This window comes from Enterococcus sp. DIV1298c (genome assembly GCF_017316315.1).
Taxonomy (GTDB): Bacteria; Bacillota; Bacilli; order Lactobacillales; family Enterococcaceae; genus Enterococcus_B; species Enterococcus_B mangumiae.
This window is the reverse complement of the sequence record NZ_JAFLWG010000010.1, coordinates 1-22,611: the sequence shown is the minus strand read 5'-3', so window position 1 is coordinate 22,611 and position 22,611 is coordinate 1. Positions and strand designations below refer to the sequence as shown.

Genomic DNA, 22,611 nt, shown 5'->3' with positions numbered 1-22,611 from the left:
TAAATTCCACCTCATTATCCAAGGAATCAACCTTGGTGTCAATAAATTCGATAAAAATAACCCAGTCAACGATGTCGCCTTAAATAATCAGCCATGAAAGAGTAGAGACCTAAACAAACGAGTGCTCCAATCAATGAAGGAATAAGATAAAAACCACTGATAGCTGGTCCTAGTTCGCCAAGGACAAATTCTCCTAACCAACTCCCTAAGAAACCAATGATGACATTCCCAGAAACACCACCTGGCACATCTTCATTAAGAACAGCGCCAGCGATGAATCCCAATACTCCACCGACAATCAATGAAAATAAAAAATGGATCATTTTCATTCCTCCTTTTCCACTTTAAATAACTCAGTGTTTTTCAAGAAAATATAAATAGACCCTTGTTACTCCTGTATCAATTATAAAAAATAAGCGCACTACTTTTGAAAATACAAAATACTATTTTCGTAGCAGTACGCTTATTAAAAAACTTTTATCTTAACCTGTTGGGATTACTTCTTTTCTTCTTCGTTCAACATTTCTTTTCTTGAAAGGTTCACACGGCCTTGTTTGTCGATCTCTGTCACTTTTACAAGTACTTCATCGCCTAGCTTCACTACGTCTTCTACGTTGTTCACGCGTTCGTTAGCTAATTGAGAGATATGGACTAAACCGTCTTTGCCTTTGATCAAGTTGACAAACGCACCGAATTTTTCGATACGAACAACTTTACCCAAGTAAACTTCGCCAACTTTGACTTCTTTCGTCAAGTCTTCGATGATCTTGATTGCTTTTTGGATCATTTCTTTGTCAGAAGAAGCAATACTTACTTTACCGTCTTGATCGATATCGATCTTCACGCCAGTTTCATCAATGATTCCATTGATCGTGTCGCCACCTTTACCAATGACATCTTTGATTTTTGCAGGATCGATTTGGATCATTTCGATTTTCGGTGCATATTGGCTAAGCTCTTCACGTGGTGCAGCAATCGTTGAAGTCAATTCTTCTAAGATTTCCATACGCGCTTGTTTTGCTTGCGCTAATGCTTCTGTCAAGATTTGTTCCGTGATTCCTTGGATCTTGATATCCATTTGTAATGCTGTGATTCCATCTTTCGTTCCGGCAACTTTGAAGTCCATGTCGCCTAAATGGTCTTCTAGTCCTTGGATATCTGTTAAGATCGTATAGTTTTCACCATCAGAAACCAATCCCATAGCAATCCCAGCAACAGGTGCTTTGATCGGTACACCTGCATCCATCAAGGCTAATGTACCTGCACAGATACTTGCTTGAGAAGATGAACCATTTGATTCAAGTACTTCTGCCACTAGACGGATCGTGTAAGGAAACTCCTCATCTGAAGGGATCACTTGTGCTAAGGCACGCTCGCCTAATGCACCATGACCGATTTCACGACGTCCTGGAGATCCAGCGCGACCAGTTGAACCAACAGAAAATTGAGGGAAGTTATAGTGGTGGATGAATCGTTTGCTGACTTCCACACCTAGTCCATCAATGATTTGATGTTCTCCTAAAGGCGCTAATGTACAAGCTGAAAGTGCTTGTGTTTGTCCGCGAGTAAATAATCCTGAACCGTGAACACGTGGCAATAAGCCAACTTCTGAAGCTAACGGACGGATTTCGTCTAATTTACGACCATCAGGACGGATTTTATCGATCGTGATCAATTCACGAACAACATCTTTTTCAAGATCTTCTGTAATTTGTTTGACTTCTTTTGTTAATTGCGCTTCGTCTTCATGACCAGCAAATTTCTCTGCATAAGCTTCACGAATATCATGTTTCACTTGATCGATATTGTCTTCACGAGCTAATTTTTCTTCCGTCATGACTGCTTCTTTCATTGTGCTGTAAGAAGCATCAAAAATTTCTTTTTTCAACTCTGCATCAACTTGTAATAAAGAAACTTCCATTTTTTCTTTACCGATTGCTTGGACGATTTCTTCTTGGAATGCGACTAGTTCTTTGATTGCTTCGAATCCGAATAGTAATGCGCCTAACATATCTTCTTCAGATACTTCTTTCGCGCCACTTTCTACCATGTTGATTGCTTGCTTTGTACCAGCTACGCTCAACTCGATATCAGTTGCTTCTGCCTGTTCAACTGTTGGATTCAAGACATATTCACCATTGACACGACCCACTTCAACACCTGCGATCGGTCCATCAAATGGGATATCTGAAATGGATAAAGCAAGTGAAGAGCCTAACATCGCTGCCATTGCTGGTGAACAATCTGTTTCTACACTCATCACGATATTTGTGACTTGTACTTCATTACGGAAACCTTCCGCAAACATTGGACGAATCGGACGGTCGATCAAACGAGCTGTCAATGTCGCTTCCGTACTTGGACGACCTTCACGTTTGATAAATCCACCTGGGATCTTACCGGCTGCATACATTTTTTCTTCGTAGTTGATTGTTAATGGGAAGAAATCTGTATCTTTCGCTTCTTTTGAGGCAACTGCCGCACTTAATACAACGGTATCACCATAACGTACTAATACTGCTCCATTTGCTTGTTTGGCCAATTGACCAACTTCGATCTCTAAGGGACGTCCGCCCCATGTCGTTTTGAAAACTTGTTTTTCTGACATAAATACTCCTTTTCCTTCTCGTGAAAGCCAGACGCTACTAAACAAATGAAAACCGCGAAAGTGAGCTTTTGCACCTTTCATTTGGTTAGTAGGAGTCCATCGAGCTGATTCACAGAAATGTTTGATAGTTTAAAGTAAAAAAAGTGAGATTCACGTGAACCCCACTTTCTGTTAAAAATTAACGGCGTAAGCCTAGACGTTGGATCAATTCACGGTAACGTTGAACGTCAGTTTTACGTAAGTAAGCTAACAAGTTACGACGATGACCAACTTTTTTCATCAAACCACGGTATGAATGATGATCTTTTTTGTGAACACGTGCATGTTCGTTCAAGTGGTTGATTTCTTCAGTTAATACAGCGATTTGTACTTCTGGAGAACCAGTATCTCCTTCATGACGTGCGTAATCTTTGATGATTTCGTTTTTGCGTTCTTTTGAAATTGCCATTTCTTTCACCTCGTTTAATTATTCCCCTGTGACTGAGTAAAACGTTGGTGATTCGCTTAACCAAGTAACAGGACATATGCTTTAAACATACAGCTATACTTTACCTGAAACTTCCTAATAAATCAAGTGCAGAATCCTTAAGAAAATCTATCTAAGCGAACAATCAGACTACTACTTTTTTTAATTTATGGTAAACTATTAACCGAAAAGAGAGTGTTTAACAAGAAAGGGGTACATATTCCATGATCACAATGGATGATATCATTCGAGAAGGCAATCCAACATTACGTGAAGTCGCACAAGAAGCCGCTCTTCCACTTAGCGAGGAAGATCTCTTATTAGGAGAAGAAATGTTGGAGTTTCTTAAAAATAGTCAAGATCCAATCAAAGCAGAAGAATTGAATTTACGTGGCGGGGTTGGCCTAGCTGCGCCTCAGCTTGATATTTCAAAACGGATCATTGCCGTCCACGTACCAAATCCAGATCCAGAAATCACTGAACCAACTTTGAGTACAGTCATGTATAATCCAAAAATTTTGAGTCATTCTGTCCAGAATGCTTGCTTAGGCGAAGGGGAAGGCTGCTTGTCAGTCGATCGTGAAGTACCTGGTTATGTGGTACGCCACGCAAAAATCACGCTTTCGTATTATGACAAGAATGGGGAAAAACAAAAAATTCGTTTAAAGAATTATGAATCAATCGTGGTTCAACATGAAATCGACCATATCAATGGTGTGATGTTCTACGACCATATCAACGCTCAAAATCCATTCTCTTTAAAAGAAGGCGTATTGGTGATCGAGTAGTAAAGGATACTATCAAAAATAAACAGAGATTGGCAGTTCTACCTGCTTTTCTCTGTTTATTTTTCTGTCATCACCTATTTTGGCAACTCGTTTCTACTTATTTTTTGATTGATACATTGGAATATTCAAACTAACGGTAACTGTTTGTTTACCGACTGGTCCAATGATAGTTCTACCTTTCCCTCGTCGATCGACGTCTCTTAGTTTATTTCTTCTGTTGGGATCATTCCTGATTTTATACTTCGCATGTCTTGTTGCTATTTTTTGTAAGCTTTCTCTTTTTATCCCCTCTTTGACTCAAATCAAAACTAGTGGAGATGTTACTATCTAGAAATATTCATCGGCTGCTGTCTAGAGATGCGATGACTTGTCGGATCTGGTTTCTTTTTATTTGTCTGAAAACGTTGGAACAATGTTGAAAATTTTACTTTTTTGGCACTTTCTTGCTCTGGAATCCCCAATTTCAAGTATGAATATTCGGCTTTTTTAGCAAAGGGGTTCAATGAACGTAAAAAAGCAAAACAACTAGCTATATTTTTCTTCTTAGACTCTTCCCACGACACACTTTCTGTCTTTTCCGTTACGTTAACTTTCACTTGTTCAGATTGTTTCATTTTATTCGGCTTGATTGTTGTACGATTTTTAGCATCCTCCCACAACATATTCTGTTGGGTTTCCGTTACCCTATTTTTCATTTGATCAGATGGCTGTTTAGTTTGTTTCATTTTTTCCCTATTGATTGTTGTGAGTCTTTGAGCATGTATAACTGCATGTTCCCTTACAGATTTGAGACTAGACCTTTTTTCTTCAGTCCTTTCATTCTTTGTCTCCTTTGTTACTGTATCGGAATTTTTTTCTGTATCCACTTTTTTCGCTTTTTCAACAGTGCCTACTGTCTGTTTTTCTTTCTCATTTTTCTTCATTAATTCGATTTCTGAACGTTTATGTAGTTCTACTTCTATTTCTTGTTTTTTTTCTTCAAGTTTAGTGGCAACATGCTCTATCATTTCTTTTGCTATTGGAATGTTTATGTGAGGTAGTCGCTCTTTATATATTTGTATTTTACGAGTCAAATATGCTTTGGAACCTTCCAAATCAAATAGATCAAACGTTTGGATTCCTTGTCCTCCCCATGCACCTGGTGGTTCTATAATCTTACTATTTTTCTCTAGCAAAAATTTATCATATGTAGACGGGATACCTCCATTATTATCAAGCATTATCGGAATATATGGATCCTCAGAATAGAGATTGCGTATTCTCCAATACCAATTAGAACTGCTCAAAGCAGCATCAAATCCAGGCTTTTCAACCAGTTTCCCTTTACGGTATAGATAAAAATGAAAAATATGATCCAAGTTTTTATTTTGTTCGATATTCTTTCCTTTCAAAGCATCGAGAAATCGGCGACGCATTTCTGTCATCGCTTCCCGATACTTTGGTTTCCAAGTAGGTGTTACTGGGGTATCTTTATCTAAAGAAAAAATATCCGTTCGGCAATTAAATAGTATTGTTTTTAACGAAGCTTCGATTTCATTGACTCCACAATTAGTCGTCGTTTGCTCTTTCATTTCTATAGCTGGTATGGGGATCGTTTTATTGCTAGTTGAAAGTTTCGCAAGTTCATTGAATATGTAATATGGCGCCTTCTGCCAGCTATCACGTTCCTGAAAGAATAATTCGCCTAACTCCTTACTATTGTTTGCAGGAATTTCAAAATATGAAGCAGTGTATCCATCAAATAAGCGCTGCTTATCCACCTTTAGAACGATAAACTGTTCATCTTTTTTATATACTGTAAACCCGCAAACATGAGCGAGCTCTTTCCGATAGTCCCCAGGAAAGAAAAATACTGGAACGAGCACAAAATCTGTCGGATCATTATTCTTCAGCTTTTCAAACATATTTTTTATACTTTCACTTTCTTGAGAATCATAAACGGAAAGTGTATTTTTTAAGGAATTGATGATTTTATGTTTGTGATCTTTTTCTATAAAAAATTCGTCTTGATCACTTTCGATCATTTTTATATAAGTTGAGAACAACAAACGATTATCCCCTATATTAAAATCAGTTTCGCTTCCTTTCAATGACAAAGCTTCTGCAAGCATCTCTACTCTTTCTTTAAAATCATTGCTGTTTTCATTCATCGTTTTATCTGACATCTCGTCCTCCAAATTTTTGTTTGATCGCATTACTTTATCCTCGCTTTTTTCATCTTAAACGAGGATAAAGTTTCGGTTAATCAACGTTCCACCATTGTCTTGTGCGGATATTTTGTTGCTTGTTGAAATTCAGGTTTCTTTCCATGTTTAGTTGGTCGAAAACAATTTAATAATGTGGCCATTCTAAATTTTCTTTCATGTGTTTTTTCACTGATTATATTTTTTGTAGCCATATCTGTTCTTTTTTTAAACGGACGCTTGATACGTGATAGAATATCACTAAAACAACTGGTCTTCTTTTTAACTTCATCACTGGTTTTCACTATGTGATCATTTAGTTCTGTACTCCTGAGTTGATACGTTTGTCTTCGTTCAATTGATTGATTTGTAGCATGTTCAAGTAGTACACTGATTGTTTTTGGGGGATGATTTATTTTCTTCCCCCCTAGTGTTTGAGGTGTATTTATTTCAAATGAAACGCTTAAATTCTCAAATGACTTAAGTCTCTCCGTGAATGGTTGGAGGTGCTCTTTCTTATTTTTGATGATTTTCTCCTCAGCTAAAGGATTTTTTGTACTATTGATGTCATTTGATTTTTCATTCGAATTCACTGAGGTTACTACTACCTGGTCATCTTTTACTAATACCCTCGCTTTTTGCGGCTCGCCCTTATCTATGACAGTGAATGCTCGATGAACTGTTTTCGACACTTCACGTTGATTTTTCAGTACTTCTACAGCTATCTTCTGCTTCCTTATAACAGTTTGACTCTTCACATGTGAAACTTCATTTATTCTTTGGGACTCTAGCGTATCTTGTTTCGTAACTACGCGCTTCGGTTCCTCAAGGTCGTCACTTGGCACTTTCTTGACAGATTGAATTGCTATCGAATTTACCGGCTCCTCTACATTCATCAAGGACTTCTTGATTCTTGAGTTTTCTTCATATTTCTTCCAAAATCCTAGCTGCGCTTCCCACGGAATCTTTACTACTCGATTGTCTCTAGTGAATAACACTTTTTCTTTAAAGCGATCCCAATTTCGATAAAGATAGCGAAGGTCACTGCCTGTGCTATTTTCTTTTTTATGTACAACGTCAAACATATTTACAGAGTCTAATGGGAAATAAATGAGCATATCTGACGTGGCAGCCGCCATTTCGAGTCCTATTTTCCGCCCTTTAGTTGCAAATTTCTCTCGTATCTCGGCTTTTGTATACCTTTGATATTCCTCAAGATTATTGGGATCGAAAATTGTTTTCAACTGAAGTTTTTTCTGTGCTTGTGACGCTTGATCGTATTTTTCCAATAATGGAAAATCGTTTTTATTTGCGACAAATCTTGACCAGTTCTCCAAAAAATACTTAAATTCTTCCTTATCCCTTGACCCTTTAACTCTTTCAAAAATTGTATCTACAACTAATTCGCTATATCTATCTATATTCAATTCAACTTTTGTTCTGTCTTGAACATTTTTTATGAGCAATTGATTGTTGCCAAGTATCTCTCGTGCTTCTGGCGTCCCATAAACAAGTATTGTTTTTTCAATACGATTGATGTTATTGAGTTTGTCGATGTGATCTTTCTGGCATGACTTCCATCGTTCTGGCTCTTGTTCCCAAGGTGGAGCAACTCTTTGGCCATTTTCAAAAAAAACAAGCTCCGCTTTGATTCGGTTTCGTTGATGATATAACTCCCGTAAGCTGATATCGAATACATCATTTCGTTCCCCATTGATTGTCTGATCGATTTGTTTAATACGGGAATCCAATGGCACCCAAATTTCAAAATCCTCATATATTTTTGAGATTGCAATGAAAATGGATTCTGCACGATTGCTCAATGATAGTTGGATACCGTTATCTATATATTCCACTAGCATTTGATTTCCAAAACTTTTTGTCCGCTCATAACTTTGCCATTCTTCACCCCATTTTGATGAGTATAGATCTTTCAAACGTAATCCTACCTCTGAACTTAGTATCTGGCTGAACGGTCTCCAAAAACTGTGCAACCTTATTTTATTTTTTAGTTCAGAAATAACTGTAGGTGACTGTATGAAACTTTCCCTAAAAAAGACACTTTTTAAGAGACTATATAATTCATCTGTATAAATCTTAGGATCGTAGGGAAAATAAGCTTCACGATTCGTTAGACTATCCAGCTTTTCTACTAATCGTACTTTTTCTTGAGCTTCCCCAAAAATAACCACTTTTTGCAAACTTGAGTTCTCAGGAAAAATTGGGGGAAGCTTCTCCTTTTTAGCTAAAGACTGAATAGTAATCAATGACGCTGAATCTTCTTTCCCCACCTCTTTTCTTCGTTGTATTTCCTCTCTGATTTCTTGATTTTTAACTTCCCAAGCAGAAATTCTACGTTGCTCGATTTCCTTTGCTACTGGTATTTTAATGAACGGTAGTCGTGAATTGAGAATGTCGATGGTTCTCTGATTAGAAACCACTGTTTCTCTCAATAAATCAAGTTCGAGCTCTTTTAGCTTATAGCCATGCAAACTACCTAAAGGATCAATTTTCTTTTTAAGATTTTGTTTTAGTTCCTCTTCATCCATACGCGGAAGTTTTATGTTACCTTTTTGTATTTCTACAATATAAGGATCATATTTAAAGAGAAATTGGATTCTTTGGTACCACCAAGTTTTCTTTCTATCGATACCTGGTAAAGGATATTCACCATTTTGCGTTTTTCGACATAAATAATAGCCAAAAACATGATCCACCTGTTGATTCCATTCCGGATTGGGTCCCTTTACAGCAGTTGCAAATCTTTCACGCATCTCTAAAGTGGTTTTTGGACGTTTCGGATGCCATTTCGGTTTTACTATTTGATTATCACCAAGAGAAAAAATATCATTTCTACAATTGAACAGAACTGTCCGTAAAGTCGCTTCAATTTCTGTTACTGTACAATTACCCACCAATTGTGTTTTCATTGATATACCTGGAATTGATGTTATATCGCTATTTGAAAGAGTCATAAGATCTTCCAATACAGAAACTGCTTGTCGATATTCTTGGCTACGCTCTATAAAAAAAAGCTGGCTTAGTTCGTTGATTTGTGTTGCAGGCACCTTAAAATAATATACGTCATGATCATTAAAAAAATTGGCTTTGTCCACACCCATCACGATAAACTCATTATTTTTTTTATAAACGACTAAGCCGATCGCATGATAGGCCGCTTCATCCTCATTTCCCAAGTAACATTTAGCTGGAATAAGTATAAAATCAGTTGGATCATTATTACCCAGCTTTTCAAATACTTCTTGCAGCTGCTCTGGCTTTTCGTGTTGATAAAATGATTTGCTTCGTTCCAATGATCGGATAATTTTTTCTTTGTTTTCTTTTTCAGTAAAAAATTCATCTTGATCATTCTTCAACATTTGGATATACGTTGAAAAGAGTAACGGATATCCTCCATTACGACCAAAGTCTTGATCATCGTTTTTTAGAGATAATGTCAAAGCTAGCATTTCTATTCTTTTTTTTAAATCATTCGCCGATTCATTCTGTGTTTGATTTAACATAGGAGACCTCCAATTAGTCGTTATTTTTCATCTGTTTGTTTCAATTGTATCTACGCATATGTATGATTTGATTTTAAGTCAGCGACAATGCTCCTTTACACTGATTCTTTGTTTACTTTGCGAGCGAATAGTTGTCTGGGCATATCCTTTTATTTGCTTAAAATCTTTTTTATCCTTAGGCGTACACGCTTCTTTTTGAGTTGCACTTCTCGACTTAGGCTTATATGTCGCCCATAATTTAGGATCATCTTCCCATGGAGGAGGGACAAATTTTTTGTTTTCGATAAAGACGACTTGCTGCTTGAATCGCTCCCAGTTTCGATACATGTATCGGAGTTCACTTCCAGTAATACTGGAGACTTTTTTGACTACTCTTAAGTCACAAAGTTCATCTCGCAGAAAGATAATCGTTATATTTCCAGTCAACAAAGTAAGTTCTAGCCCTATTTTGCAACCTTTTTTTATGAAGTGTTGCCTGATCTCTGGACAATCAAATTGAGTATAGTCTTCTGAAATGACTTTTTTAAAAATATTTTTTAATTGGAATTTTTCAATCGTCTTTGTAACGCGATAATAGGTTTCCCACAATGGTAAATAGCGGTCTTTTTCAGGTATGTAATAAATCCAATTACTAAAAAATTCTTCTCTACTTTTTTCTGTAGGACAATGTTTTAACTGTTCAAAAATACTCTCCATTAAAATATCATTATACTTATCGATATTAAAATCATTTATCTCCTTATAGTTGAAGTGCTTCAGTAAAACCTGATCTTCATAGTTAAAGTGGATACGTGCTACTCGTAAGCCGTAGATTAGAAGATTCCTTTCAGAAGTGGAAATATTCGATGATTTTCTCCAATCATTCTCTACACAACGTCTCCATAATCTAGCATTTCTTCCCCTTTCCCAAGGAGCTGGGACGATTTGTCCATTCTCCCAAAAGACAATTGAAGCTTTGAGCTTATCTTTTTCATGATATAAACTGCGTAACGTAAAATCTGTATACCCGTTTTGCTTCCCTTCGATCGTCGCTGAAAAATTTCCACAATAAGAATCTAGAGGCATCCAGATGACAAGATCACTTCGCTTTTTCGCAACTTCAATCATTAATAATTCTGTGTTTTTTAATAATTGCATTCGTAAACTATACATCAATGTATTCTTCAGTGGATGATTGGCAAATTGTTCCGTTTCCTTGTATTGTTGATACTCCTCAAGATACTGTTCCGAGTAGATCCTGTGTAACTGAAACCTTGGATCATCAATCATGATGGCTTGGATATCTTCCCATAGTGGATAGTTGCTTACTTCTTTTATTTGGTCAATCAACTCTTTAGATTGAAGAGTGAAATTCTCAAAAGGTTGTTGGATCAGATGGTCGACCAGCTCTTCCGTATAGACTAATGGATCATACGGATTTGTTTTTTTCCTTAGTTCTCTATCATCCAGCTGTTGTTCTAAATTACTTTCATCTACTCCAAAGCAAAGAATTATTTTTTGACTTGTTCCTTGAAGCATTTTTTCCCTTCTTTCAATAAAAGTATTTGTAGCTTTTCTGTTCAGTATAGTTAACATTTTGCCATCGCATCAATCAATTATTTTATAAATAAAGAAAAAATGAGATTGAGGCAGAAGTAAAAACACTTCAATCTCAATCTCATAAAATAAATTATTGATTCTCTTCGAACAAGATGCCCGCTTCTGCTAATCCTTGTTTGATTTGTTGCAATACTTGCTCATTTGAATAACGTATTGTATGCAAATGGATTCCATCTGTTAATTCAGACAATAACGAAGCCTGACTTTTCCGATAACGTTTCATAAATGAACGAATATCTTCTTCCGTCTTGATATGAAGCATTCCTGTCAGTTCGCCATATAGCGGATGCTCAACGATGACATCTAAGATTTCTCCACCGTGGGCCACGATCAATTGCAGCTCTTCTTCTGTTTGTTCCCGTTGGTGTTGTACCGCAATTTTACTGATAAGTCCTGCTTGATCTTGTTCATCTTCCAGAAGATACCCTCTGGCCGTTGCCACGATTCCTTCTCCTGCCGCTCGTAATAACGCAATATCGCCTACGATGATTTGTCGACTGACACCAAAGCGTGTGGCAAACTTACTGGCACTGACAGGCTTATCTGCATTGGCTAGTGTTTCAATGATTTCTTTTCGGCGAGTTTCTCCTTCAATCATCGCTCTACTCCATTCGTTTATTTTGATAGTTTCGTGAGTGCTTCATGATATCTGCATAAGTAGCTAAGATCGTCTCACTGTATTCTGGTGTTTTTAACCAACTGGCAACTTTATCCAGTACTTGTTGTTCTCTTTTTTCATCGTAAACTGCTTGATTCGTCGCTTGTTTCACATCGGCGATCTTTGTGACCGCAGACATTCTCTTTTCAAGTAGTTCTACAAGTTGGTGGTCGATTTGATCAATCGATTGTCTTAACTCCTCTAATGACTCCTCAGGCATTGGCTCATCGATTCGTTTGATGATCCGTGCCGGATTTCCAGCAATGACCACATTATCTGGAAACGATTTGGTAACGACTGCTCCTGCGCCAACAACAACATTGTCTCCTAAAGTCACTCCCGGTGTGATGATCACGCCGCCACCTAACCAAACATTGTTGCCGATCTCGATTGGTTTCGCAAATTCTAACCCGCTATTTCGTTTCACTGGATGCAACGGATGCGTGGCAGTATAAAGTTGAACGTTTGGGGCAAACATGCAGTTGTCACCAATTTTGATCGTACTGACATCCAAAAATGTACAGTTGAAGTTCGCATAAAAATTCTCACCTACGTAAATATTATAGCCATAATCAAAATTGATCGTCGGCTCCATATAAATTTTCTCGCCGGTAGCGCCAAATGTTTCTTTCAGCAATTGGCTGCGAAGTTCACTTGTTTCCGCTTGGTTGATGATCTGACTTTGACTACGAGCAAACTTTCGATCTGCTGCCAATTCCGGATCACCTGCAAAATAAAGTTCGCCTGCAATCATTTTTTCTTTTTCTGTTTTAGCTGTCATCTTACACTCTCCTGTACTTTTTTGAATACCTTCGTTCCATCTGTTTGGACAAATCCATACATCTCTGATAGATATACAGGGGTTTGATTGATTACTAACAGCTTCGCATGAGGCGCACGAAACTGGATCAAATCACAAAAAGGATGGACTTGAAAACTTGTTCCTATGATCACGATCAAGTCCGCTTGATTAACGGCAAAAGTGGCTTGATCCAATACTTCATCTTGGAACCCTTCCCCATATAACACAATATCTGGTCGAATCTGTCCACCACATCGTTGGTGTTTGTCACTGATGAGATAATCACGCCAATCAACCGCTTGATGGCAGTTTCGACAATAACAATGATACAGATTCCCATGAAAATTAACTAGTTTTTTACTTCCTGCTTTCTCATGCAGGCCATCGATATTTTGCGAAACGACCCATACTTCTTTTTCTTTACCCAACTCGACGATTTCTCGATGGATGATATTGGGTTGAGCTTCGGGATGATAAAGATGTTTGAGAAACGAATAAAATTTCTCTGGTTCTTCGTCCATTGCTTGATGACTCAATAAGTATTCTGGACGATCAATTCCTTGGTAGACACCTGTTAGCGAACGGTAATCGGGGATGCCTGAAGGTGTGGACACACCTGCCCCAGTTAGAAAAGTCAGCTTTTGACTTTCAATAATGGCTGTTGCTGCTTCTTCAATTGTTTGTTCCAACATTTGTACCTCACCTCTCTTCTATTATAATCGAAATAAAACAAATCGTACCCTTAATCGAATGAAAATCCAAAGATATTTTTTGAGAAAATACTCACAAACATCACTGACAAAACAATGAAAACGTGCTACAATACCAATGATCTGTATATTTTGAGTATGAAACGAGGTGAATCAATATGGTCGCATTCTTGATTTATTGGGGCGTTATTTTAGCATGTATCGCTTGGTTAGCATTAAGTATTTATTTCTCTATCTTCTATTTCGCTCGTAAAGAAAATGGAAATCTATGGGCATTTGCCTTTTTCAATGTATTAGCAGCAATTGTTCTAGCAATTACGTTAGTGGTATATCGTACATGGGGCTGGGGGATCACACAATACTCTAGCTTGATCTATCTTGTTTTAGCTATTTATGGAGTAACCGTTATTTTGCAAGCGATTCTAGGTCGTGAACCTAAAAAAGCTGCTGCTTAAATGCTCCTTTCAAATAAAACAGTAAACAGACTGAGCGTTGAGCCAGTCTGTTTTTCGTTATTTTACTCTCTTTCAAGAATTGCATAAAATGCATAATTATTCTTTTTTCCGAAACATTCTAGTTTTCTCTTTTCATGAAAAAAATTAAATAAACAGAATATTTCTTTGTTTATCAACTTTTTTCTGTAAAAACGTAGTTTCTCATTGACAAAGACGCTACTCTGTCGTAGACTATTTTTTGTATAAATAACTGAATACGAGATGCCTCAATCAATGAGGTAGAGGTCGCGAGAATCATTAAACCTGTGGAGTGAAGCAAACATGTGGAAGCAGGGCTAGGGAGGATCGCCGAAATGTGCTTTTTTTTGCTTAAAAAGTATGTTGGGACGTAAGTTAACAGCTTACGGACTGTCTTAGCAGTGATGCTAAGTTGCGCTATGTTTTGTGAGAGGTTTATCACTCTGTGAAATTTAGCGGCCCTTTTGTACCTACAAAGCGGTCGTTTTTTATTTCTCCTTGATAAGCAACTGCAATGCATGTATTCGACCACTCGTGTCAAGGCACTTTGGTTATCAGCCAAAGAAGCTGAGCGAACGTTGGTCTTATCAGCATATGTCTGAAGGACGACGTGCGTGAACAAACAAAAAGGAGAAGACAGATGAAAAAAAATTCAGTTACACTCACTCTAATCTTTACGTTTATTCTATCGATCTTTAGCTTGACCACTATGGTCAATGCAGATGATAAAACACCGAGCGATCAATTCCGTGTTGGAATGGAAGCCGGTTATGCACCTTTTAACTGGTCACAACAAACAGATGCAAATGATGCCTATCCAATTCAAGGACAAAACAGTTTTGCCGGCGGATACGATGTACAGATCGCCAAAAAAGTAGCCGAAGGGTTAGGCAAAGAACTAGTCATTGTCCAAACGAAATGGGACGGTTTACCACCTGCCCTTCAATCTGGAAAGATCGACGCAATCATTGCCGGAATGAGTCCAACGGCAGAACGCCAAAAAGAAATCGACTTTACTGACCCTTATTATGAATCAGAACTTGTGATCGTCGTCCAAAAAGACGGGAAATTTGCGAATGCAACCAGCTTAGAAGATCTTTCTGGAGCAAAAATCACCGCACAATTGAACACTTTCCACTACAACGTGATCGACCAAATCCCAGGAGTGGATAAACAACAAGCAATGGATAACTTTTCAGCAATGCGGACAGCACTTGCTTCTGGAATGATCGACGGTTATGTTAGTGAACGTCCTGAAGGCGTGACTGCAACAAGCGTCAACCCCGATTTAAAAATGCTCGAACTTGACGAAGCAAATGGCTTCCAAACAAATCCTGAAGACGTTCAAATAGCTGTAGGCATGCGTAAAGGTGATCCTGATCTCCAAAAAGTCAATCAAATCTTAAGTGGTATCTCGCATGATGATCGCATCGCCATCATGGACCAAGCAATCGAAGACCAACCTGCTTCAACGGATGGCGATGCAGAAGAAACCGGCTTGTTCCATGACTTTAAAACGATTTGGGACCAATATGGCAATATGTTCTTACGTGGAGCTGGCTTAACGCTCTTTATCGCGTTGATCGGTACAGTTGTAGGAACAACATTAGGTTTATTGATTGGTGTCTTTCGTTCGATTCCTGAAGCTGACAATAAAGTGACACGCTTCTTCCAAAAAGTAGCTAACTTCTTATTATCTGTTTATATCGAAGTCTTTCGTGGCACACCAATGATGGTTCAAGCGATGGTCATCTTCTATGGATTGGCTTTAGCCTTTGGTATTTCTCTTGATCGTACGATTGCTGCTTTGTTCATCGTTTCGATCAATACAGGTGCGTACATGACTGAAATCGTACGTGGTGGAATTTTTGCAGTAGATGGCGGTCAATTTGAAGCAGCTCAAGCTATCGGTATGACCCATAGTCAAACGATGCGTAAAGTAGTGATTCCGCAAGTGTTGAGAAATATTTTACCGGCTACTGGTAATGAGTTTGTTATCAATATCAAGGACACCGCAGTATTAAGTGTTATCGGTGTAGCAGATCTATTCTTCCAAGGAAACTCTGCATCTGGTGCCAACTTCCAATTCTTCCAAACATTTACGATCGTCGGGATCATCTACTTGATCATGACTTTCACGATCACAAGAATCCTACGTGTGATCGAGAAGAAAATCGATGGACCTACTGCGTATACGAAAATTGAAGAAGTCAACAATGCGAACCTACAGGAATAAGGAGGCAGTCCTATGAGTGAGAATATCATTGAAATCAATCATTTAAGTAAAAAATTCGGCGAAAATGAAGTGCTGAAAGATATTAGCATGACCGTCAACAAAGGGGAAGTCGTAACGATCATTGGTTCCTCTGGTTCAGGTAAATCAACGTTCTTACGTTGCATCAATTTACTAGAAAAACCATCTGGTGGCGCGATCATCTATAACAACGAAAACGTCTTAGAACCTAAATACAATTTACCAAAATATCGAACGAACGTCGGTATGGTTTTCCAATCCTTCAATCTTTTCAACAATATGAATGTCCTGGAAAATTGTATGTCTGGACAAACAACTGTCTTAAAAAGAGAAAAAGAACATGCGCGTAAAGTGGCCATCGAAAACTTAGAAAAAGTCGGTATGAAACAATATATCGAGGCTCGACCTTCTCAACTATCCGGAGGTCAAAAACAACGGGTGGCGATCGCTCGTGCATTATCTATGGACCCTGACGTGATGCTCTTCGATGAGCCTACCTCTGCACTTGACCCTGAAATGGTCGGTGAAGTATTGAATACGATCAAGGATCTAGCTCATACAGGATTGACAATGATCATCGTGACCCATGAAATGGAATTTGCAAAAGAGGTTTCTGACCGAGTGATTTTCATGGATAAAGGTGTTATTGCAGAAGAAGGAAGTCCTGAAGATATCTTCGTTCATCCAAAAGAAACACGTACGAAAGAATTCTTGTCACGTATTTTGAATAACTAATCAAGCTTCAAATCACCCTTAGTATTCAACTAGCCGCAACTTTCTTGAGCAAGGTCTACCTACTCAAAAAGTTGCGTTTTTTCTTTATACGCGTTGTTTTTGTTTACTCTCAATCCATGGGTTGAACTCCGTCACCAACTCGCGTAACATGTGGGTGTGAGAAAAACATTGATCTCAAAGTATCGATGCGTTGGCAACAACTTTTATTTTGAGCGGACGAAAACGCGCCATCTCTTTCTCTCACAAGGTTAGGAGTCGTTTCGTTAGTGTCTAGTAATATTCTAGAGAATTCGATAATTTTCAGAAAATTGTTGCAATTCATCACATAATTTGTTACTTTTAACAAAATACAAAAAGTAAAGGAGTTTTCTATGTCAAAAAAATTATCATTCAAAGAAAATCTATTCATCGGTTCCATGCTATTTGGACTATTTTTTGGTGCCGGTAATCTTATATTCCCTGTCCATATGGGACAAGAAGCTGGCGCTGATATCTTCTGGGCAAATCTCGGTTTTTTAGCTACAGGGATCGGCTTACCATTTTTAGGCGTCATTGCGATCGGCGTTTCAAAGACCTCTGGTGTCTATGAATTGGCGCAACGTGTCAATAAAACCTATGCACTTATTTTTACTGTCTTACTTTATTTAGTTATTGGGCCATTTTTCGCCTTGCCACGTTTAGCGACTACTTCTTTTGAAATTGGCTTAGCCCCTTTTATTCCAGCAGAAAATCAAACATTGTTTTTAGCTATTTTTAGTTTCTTATTCTTTTTGGCTGCTTGGTGGTTCTCTAAACGTCCAACAAAGATTTTAGATTACGTTGGTAAGTTTTTGAATCCTGCATTCTTGATCTTGCTAGGTATCCTGCTATTACTTGCTTTTCTCAATCCACTTGGCTCAGTTGCAGAAGCACCTGTACAACCTCATTATCAAAGCCAAGCATTCTTTACAGGTTTTACGCAAGGCTATAATACGTTAGATGCATTAGCTGCATTGGCATTTGGTATCATCATCGTCACGACGATTCGTGGCATGGGTGTCACAAAGCCTTCTGATATCGCAAGAGATACGATCAAATCAGGCGCAATCAGTATTGTTTTGATGGGAATCATTTATACATTGCTTTCTTATGTCGGAACGATGAGCCTCGGAACATTTCCGATGAGTGCCAATGGCGGTATTGCACTTGCTCAGATCGCTGATCACTATTTAGGCACTTACGGTAGTATTTTATTAGCGTTTATTGTGATCCTTGCTTGTTTGAAAACAGGCATTGGCTTGATCACTGCATTCTCTGAAACATTTACTGAATTGTTCCCTAAACGTAGCTATTTGTTTTTTGTTACAGGAACAAGTTTACTGGCATGTTTAGTTGCCAATGTAGGGTTGACGAATATCATCCAGTTCTCTTTACCTGTCTTGATGTTTATTTATCCATTGGCAATGACCTTGATTTTACTTGTATTGATCGGTCCATTGTTTAAGCAACGCACTTCTGTTTATCGGATGACGACTTATTTCACATTGCTTGCTTCCATCGTAGACGGCTTGAACGCTTGCCCTGATTCAATCAAACAAACAAGTATCGTGAAAGGTATCTTATCATTTGCTGATTCCTACCTGCCATTCTTCTCATTAGGAATGGGCTGGATCACACCAGCATTGATCGGGTTTGTCATCGGGTTACTTTGGAGTTTTTTCAAAAATGAAAAGAATTCTGACTTGATCGTAAACTAACATAAAAAAGTGAAGTTTAACTTTTTGTATAAAAAAATTAACAACTTTGGTAAACTTTCGTCACAAAATATTCACAACTCACCTTTAATATATAAGTATACCAACAAACAACCCTAACAACACTTTTTCATTTTTAACTCCTTTCCTGCTAGCTCCCCGGCTAGCAGGTCCTTTTTTTATTCAGACAAAAAAGAACCAATCAACGCATGTTTCTTGCTGATCGATTCTTTTTCACTCCCCACAATTCGAGCAGTCTTTTTATTCTAGTAGTTCTCCATTTGATGTTGTTACTCGTTTATACCAATCAAAGCTTGCCTTTTTATATCGCTGACCTGTTCCATTCCCCCAGTCGTCAAGATCAACATAGATAAACCCATATCTCTTACTCATTTCAGACGAAGAACAACTGATCAAGTCAATGGGTCCCCATGGATAGTAACCAATAAGCTCTACTCCGTCATATATTGCTTCTTTCATCTGTTCGATATGCTTTCTCAAAAATTCGATACGATAGGTATCATTGATCGTATTGTCTTCATTTAATGTCTCATAGAAGCCCATGCCATTTTCTGTAATCATAAGCGGTAATTGGTAGCGATCATAGTACTCATTCAAGGCAATTCGTAACCCAATCGGATCAATCGCCCAACCCCAGTCGTTTGCCTCCAAATATGGATTTGGTGTAGCAGGTTCTTCCTGATCCGTATGCTCATGATGAATCACACGTGTGTAGTAATAGGAGAAGGAAACAAAATCAACAGTATGACTAAAATCAGCCTCATCCGTCGCTCCAAATTGGATATCGATCTCATTTTCTTCGAAGAAACGGTAAGCATATTTAGGGTACACACCACGAACAAGCACATCTGAGTAAAAATATTCCATTTGATTCATCTTCAATGCACTTAAAACATCTAATGGATGACATGTCGCTGGATATACATTTCCATAATAAGACATCATGCCGATTTGGAACGCTGGATTGATCGCTTTTCCCTCTTTGATTGCTCGGGCACACGCCACCAACTCGTTATGGACTCCTTGATATTTTGCTTGTTTCAAGTTTTCTACACGATCTGCTGGAATTCCTAAGTGATTGAATGATTCATGTGTAATAAGATTCATTTGATTGACTAATATCCAATAAGTGACTTTCCCTTGATATCTCTCAAATACCACTCGTGCGAATCGAACAAAGAAATCGATCAATTTTCTGTTAGACCAGCCATTATACTCTGTAGTTAAATGAAGCGGCATTTCATAATGAGAGAGCGTAATCAAAGGTTCCATTCCATTCTCAATAATACAATCAATCAACTCATCGTAAAAACGCAATCCTTCCTCATTCGGTTCCTCTTCGTCCCCTTTAGGGAAAATCCGAGCCCAACTGATGGACGTTCGAAATGAGTTCATTCCTGTTTCTGCTAACAATGCTAGATCTTCACGAAATGTATGATAAAAGTCAATTCCTGTACGTTTAGGATAGCGACCTTCTGTATCATTCAATGCAAATGTAATATCTTCAGTCGTTATTTCTTTGTTGCTTTTCTTTTTAATATCAATATCATCTCTAAAGCGATTGATATCTGCGACACTCCAACCTTTGTTGCCTTCTAAATAAGCACCTTCAAGTTGATTGGCTGCCACAGCACCGCCCCAAAAAAAATTATCAGGAAATCTCTTAGTATTTTTTTTCATATCGTTTCCTCTCACTTTTATCTATTTTATGATTTTTTTATACTTCTTCTTGCCCTTCTTCAATCAATAGCTTTCGTTCATATGCTTTAAAGAACGGATAGTAGATCCCTAGATAAATGATAAAATTGACCAAAACTAACATGGCTCCGCGAATACTTGCTGTTGCAATAACTGCTGAAAATATGCTGGGAACTGTCCACACAGCAGCTAATGGATAGGCCATACCTGGGACTATATTAAAAATAAAAGCAAAGTATGTCACAAAGGTAGTGATAATCGGTGCTAACGCAAAAGGAATCGCTAAAGCAGGATTAAGCACGATCGGTAAGCCAAATAATAGTGGTTCATTGATATTGAAGAACCCTGGAATAAAACTTAACCGCCCTAATTTCTTTAAAAATTTAGACTTAGAAAGACACATCAATAGACAAAGCGCCAGCGTTCCTCCGCCCCCGCCGATCCAGATAAATGTAAAAATAAATGGTTGCACACCAATATGCGGAATTGCTTCGCTTGCTTGAGCCGCCGCCATATTTGCTTCGGAATTGACTAACCAAATCGGCAACATGATCGTCGCTAAAATTTGCGGATGAATCCCAAACAGCCACATCACACATGTTAAAGTGACATAAATCAATGGAGCAGCTAAAGAATTTGATGAAACACTTAACAACGGTGTAATCGCATCAGCAACTAAAGTGTTGATATCAAAACCAAGTAAATGAACAATGATCCAGACGATCGTCATAGAAAAAAATACAGGAATAATCACTTCGAAACTACTGCTGACATTCGTAGGTACTTGTTCAGGTAGTTTGAAACCAATATTATGTTTTTTACAGATCTTCATACATTCAACTGCTAAGATTGCTGTCAAGATACTAGAAAACATGCCTTCTCCGCCAAGATATCGCGTAGAAATAAAGCTTCCTTCTTCTAAAAAAGTAAAACTCAACGTTGTAAAAAAAGTGAACAATGCAGAAATCCCACCAGCCAAGCTGTCCATCTGGTAACTTTGTGCTAAGCGAGCCCCAATACCGAAAGTTGCATAAATCGATAGTAATCCCATACTCATATGAAATGGCAGATACAATTTAGCAACTAAATCAGGTTGATTCCCCATAAAATCAACATAAGCTTGCGGCCATGGGATAGAAGGAATCAATAAAAAAATCGATCCGATCACAGTAATTGGGATCGTTGCGATAAGGCCATCGCGTACTGCACTTAAATGACGTTGATTTGAAAGTTTCATCATAGGGGGCATAACTTTTGTTTCAATAAATCCCATCAACTTATCCATAACTCGTTCCTCCAAAATTTTCTAAGATATATCTTGATTTAAATGTAAACGGTTTCTATCTATTAAACAATAAAAGCCATTTTCCAAAAATGGAAAATGACTTTTATTATTACTCCTTTTTCAGGCTCATGATCAAAAAAATCATCCATAGATGCAGCACTTTTTGCGAATAATAGTTAGAAGCCAACATAGGGGAAATCTCTTTAAAAAGAACGACCTCCTCAAATAAATTATTTTGATCAGCTCTTTCACTGAAGGTCAGTAATATTTTTTTGCAAGTAGTATCTTGGAGCAAGTAGCTTTTTTTCTCTACCCATTCCCTCGTAAGGTTGATAATGAAACATACATCCGTTTCTAGTAGTACTTGTTTGATCAACTGATCCTCTGCGTTTCGATTCACTTCAAAAACAAGATAACCCATTTGACTAAGTAATTCCCTCAATAAATTAACTACTGTAAAAGAATAACTGTTTCCTAAAATGGCGACTCTTTTTTTTAGTTTGATCTCTTCCGCAATTCGCATACATTGCTCACTATCAAATTGTTCGAAGATATTTTTTTGGACAGTATACTCATGTTGCAAAAAACGATCCACCATTTCCGAAAGTTCACTTTTAGTATCGATTCCACATAAAATCCCTTCGTGTATCTTACTGGATAAATCATACTCTTGGATAAAGTAATTATCTAAATCACAACGCATTTCCTTAAAGCTAGTGTATCCGAGTTTCTTACAAAACTTAGTGATACTAGCTGGTGTTGTCTGCGCCGCATAAGCAATTTCTTCAATATATATATTAGGAAATTCATCAATTCGCTCGATGAGTACCTTAGTGATCAAGAAATTCAAATCATACTTTTTACATTTAAAGAGATGTTCGTTTAATCGAATATATACCTGACTTATTGTTTTCACTTTCATCCACCCTAACAAAAAAACGTTTTCATTCATTTACTCCAAACTTTCAAGCGATTATTGCTCTTTCATATAATATATAAAAAAATCAATCTAAGTATAACGGCTCTATAATAAAGTGGACTGATGAATCAATTCTGATTCGTCAGTCCACTTTT

Annotated in this window: 17 protein-coding genes and 1 riboswitch; of the genes, 5 read left to right on the top strand and 12 right to left on the bottom strand. The window is 37.7% G+C overall.

Going from position 1 to position 22,611, the window contains the following annotated elements:
* Positions 1 to 65 precede the first annotated feature (65 nt).
* From JZO83_RS02125 to rpsO, 3 genes are all read right to left on the bottom strand, one after another.
* Positions 66 to 323 (bottom strand): GlsB/YeaQ/YmgE family stress response membrane protein, encoded by a 258-nt coding sequence (locus tag JZO83_RS02125; protein WP_206854416.1) that lies wholly within the window; start codon positions 321 to 323, stop codon positions 66 to 68.
* Positions 324 to 496: 173 nt separating this feature from the next.
* Positions 497 to 2,608, bottom strand: coding sequence for a polyribonucleotide nucleotidyltransferase (gene pnp / locus JZO83_RS02120; RefSeq protein ID WP_207114880.1), 2,112 nt, complete (start codon positions 2,606 to 2,608; stop codon positions 497 to 499).
* A gap of 178 nt (positions 2,609 to 2,786) precedes the next feature.
* On the bottom strand, positions 2,787 to 3,056 hold the full coding sequence (gene rpsO / locus JZO83_RS02115; protein ID WP_010734375.1) for a 30S ribosomal protein S15: 270 nt from the start codon (positions 3,054 to 3,056) through the stop codon (positions 2,787 to 2,789).
* A 242-nt stretch (positions 3,057 to 3,298) separates the two neighbouring features.
* Here rpsO and def point away from each other — a divergent pair, with 242 nt between their 5' ends.
* Positions 3,299 to 3,862 carry a peptide deformylase gene (def, locus tag JZO83_RS02110; protein ID WP_207114879.1) on the top strand — a complete coding sequence of 188 codons (564 nt, stop codon included), beginning with the start codon at positions 3,299 to 3,301 and terminating at the stop codon, positions 3,860 to 3,862.
* Between the two features lie 323 nt (positions 3,863 to 4,185).
* Here def and JZO83_RS02105 read toward each other — a convergent pair whose 3' ends face one another.
* The 6 genes from JZO83_RS02105 to JZO83_RS02080 all read right to left on the bottom strand — a co-directional run bounded on the left by JZO83_RS02105 (position 4,186) and on the right by JZO83_RS02080 (position 13,320).
* Complete coding sequence (locus JZO83_RS02105; protein WP_207114878.1) at positions 4,186 to 6,027, bottom strand: hypothetical protein; 1,842 nt, start codon at positions 6,025 to 6,027, stop codon at positions 4,186 to 4,188.
* An 80-nt stretch (positions 6,028 to 6,107) separates the two neighbouring features.
* Complete coding sequence (locus tag JZO83_RS02100) at positions 6,108 to 9,569, bottom strand: hypothetical protein (RefSeq protein WP_207114877.1); 3,462 nt, start codon at positions 9,567 to 9,569, stop codon at positions 6,108 to 6,110.
* Positions 9,570 to 9,647: 78 nt separating this feature from the next.
* Positions 9,648 to 11,087: a hypothetical protein gene (locus tag JZO83_RS02095; RefSeq protein ID WP_207114876.1), complete on the bottom strand. Its 1,440-nt coding sequence runs from the start codon at positions 11,085 to 11,087 to the stop codon at positions 9,648 to 9,650.
* A gap of 151 nt (positions 11,088 to 11,238) precedes the next feature.
* Positions 11,239 to 11,766, bottom strand: coding sequence for a transcription repressor NadR (locus tag JZO83_RS02090; protein WP_206854431.1), 528 nt, complete (start codon positions 11,764 to 11,766; stop codon positions 11,239 to 11,241).
* 4 nt (positions 11,767 to 11,770) lie between these two features.
* A complete protein-coding gene (locus JZO83_RS02085; protein WP_207114875.1) occupies positions 11,771 to 12,607 on the bottom strand; it encodes a chorismate mutase in 837 nt (278 codons plus the stop codon).
* Complete coding sequence (locus JZO83_RS02080) at positions 12,604 to 13,320, bottom strand: NAD-dependent protein deacylase (RefSeq protein WP_207114874.1); 717 nt, start codon at positions 13,318 to 13,320, stop codon at positions 12,604 to 12,606. Before JZO83_RS02080 ends, JZO83_RS02085 begins: the two co-directional genes overlap by 4 nt.
* Positions 13,321 to 13,496: 176 nt before the next feature.
* Here JZO83_RS02080 and JZO83_RS02075 point away from each other — a divergent pair, with 176 nt between their 5' ends.
* The 4 genes from JZO83_RS02075 (at position 13,497) to brnQ (ending at position 18,536) form a co-directional block, all read left to right on the top strand.
* Positions 13,497 to 13,793, top strand: coding sequence for a hypothetical protein (locus JZO83_RS02075; RefSeq protein ID WP_206854438.1), 297 nt, complete (start codon positions 13,497 to 13,499; stop codon positions 13,791 to 13,793).
* Positions 13,794 to 14,064: 271 nt separating this feature from the next.
* A riboswitch (Lysine riboswitch) is annotated at positions 14,065 to 14,239 on the top strand.
* A gap of 212 nt (positions 14,240 to 14,451) precedes the next feature.
* Positions 14,452 to 16,047: an ABC transporter permease subunit gene (locus JZO83_RS02070; RefSeq protein WP_206854442.1), complete on the top strand. Its 1,596-nt coding sequence runs from the start codon at positions 14,452 to 14,454 to the stop codon at positions 16,045 to 16,047.
* 12 nt (positions 16,048 to 16,059) lie between these two features.
* Positions 16,060 to 16,800, top strand: a complete 741-nt coding sequence (locus JZO83_RS02065; protein ID WP_206854444.1) for an amino acid ABC transporter ATP-binding protein — start codon at positions 16,060 to 16,062, stop codon at positions 16,798 to 16,800.
* Positions 16,801 to 17,171: 371 nt separating this feature from the next.
* Positions 17,172 to 18,536 (top strand): branched-chain amino acid transport system II carrier protein, encoded by a 1,365-nt coding sequence (brnQ, locus tag JZO83_RS02060; protein ID WP_207114873.1) that lies wholly within the window; start codon positions 17,172 to 17,174, stop codon positions 18,534 to 18,536.
* Positions 18,537 to 18,794: 258 nt separating this feature from the next.
* Here brnQ and JZO83_RS02055 read toward each other — a convergent pair whose 3' ends face one another.
* From JZO83_RS02055 to JZO83_RS02045, 3 genes are all read right to left on the bottom strand, one after another.
* A complete protein-coding gene (locus tag JZO83_RS02055) occupies positions 18,795 to 20,234 on the bottom strand; it encodes a glycoside hydrolase family 1 protein (protein WP_207114872.1) in 1,440 nt (479 codons plus the stop codon).
* Between the two features lie 37 nt (positions 20,235 to 20,271).
* Positions 20,272 to 21,537: a PTS transporter subunit EIIC gene (locus tag JZO83_RS02050; RefSeq protein ID WP_206854450.1), complete on the bottom strand. Its 1,266-nt coding sequence runs from the start codon at positions 21,535 to 21,537 to the stop codon at positions 20,272 to 20,274.
* A gap of 109 nt (positions 21,538 to 21,646) precedes the next feature.
* Positions 21,647 to 22,459, bottom strand: coding sequence for a MurR/RpiR family transcriptional regulator (locus tag JZO83_RS02045; RefSeq protein WP_242542351.1), 813 nt, complete (start codon positions 22,457 to 22,459; stop codon positions 21,647 to 21,649).
* Positions 22,460 to 22,611: the final 152 nt, after the last annotated feature.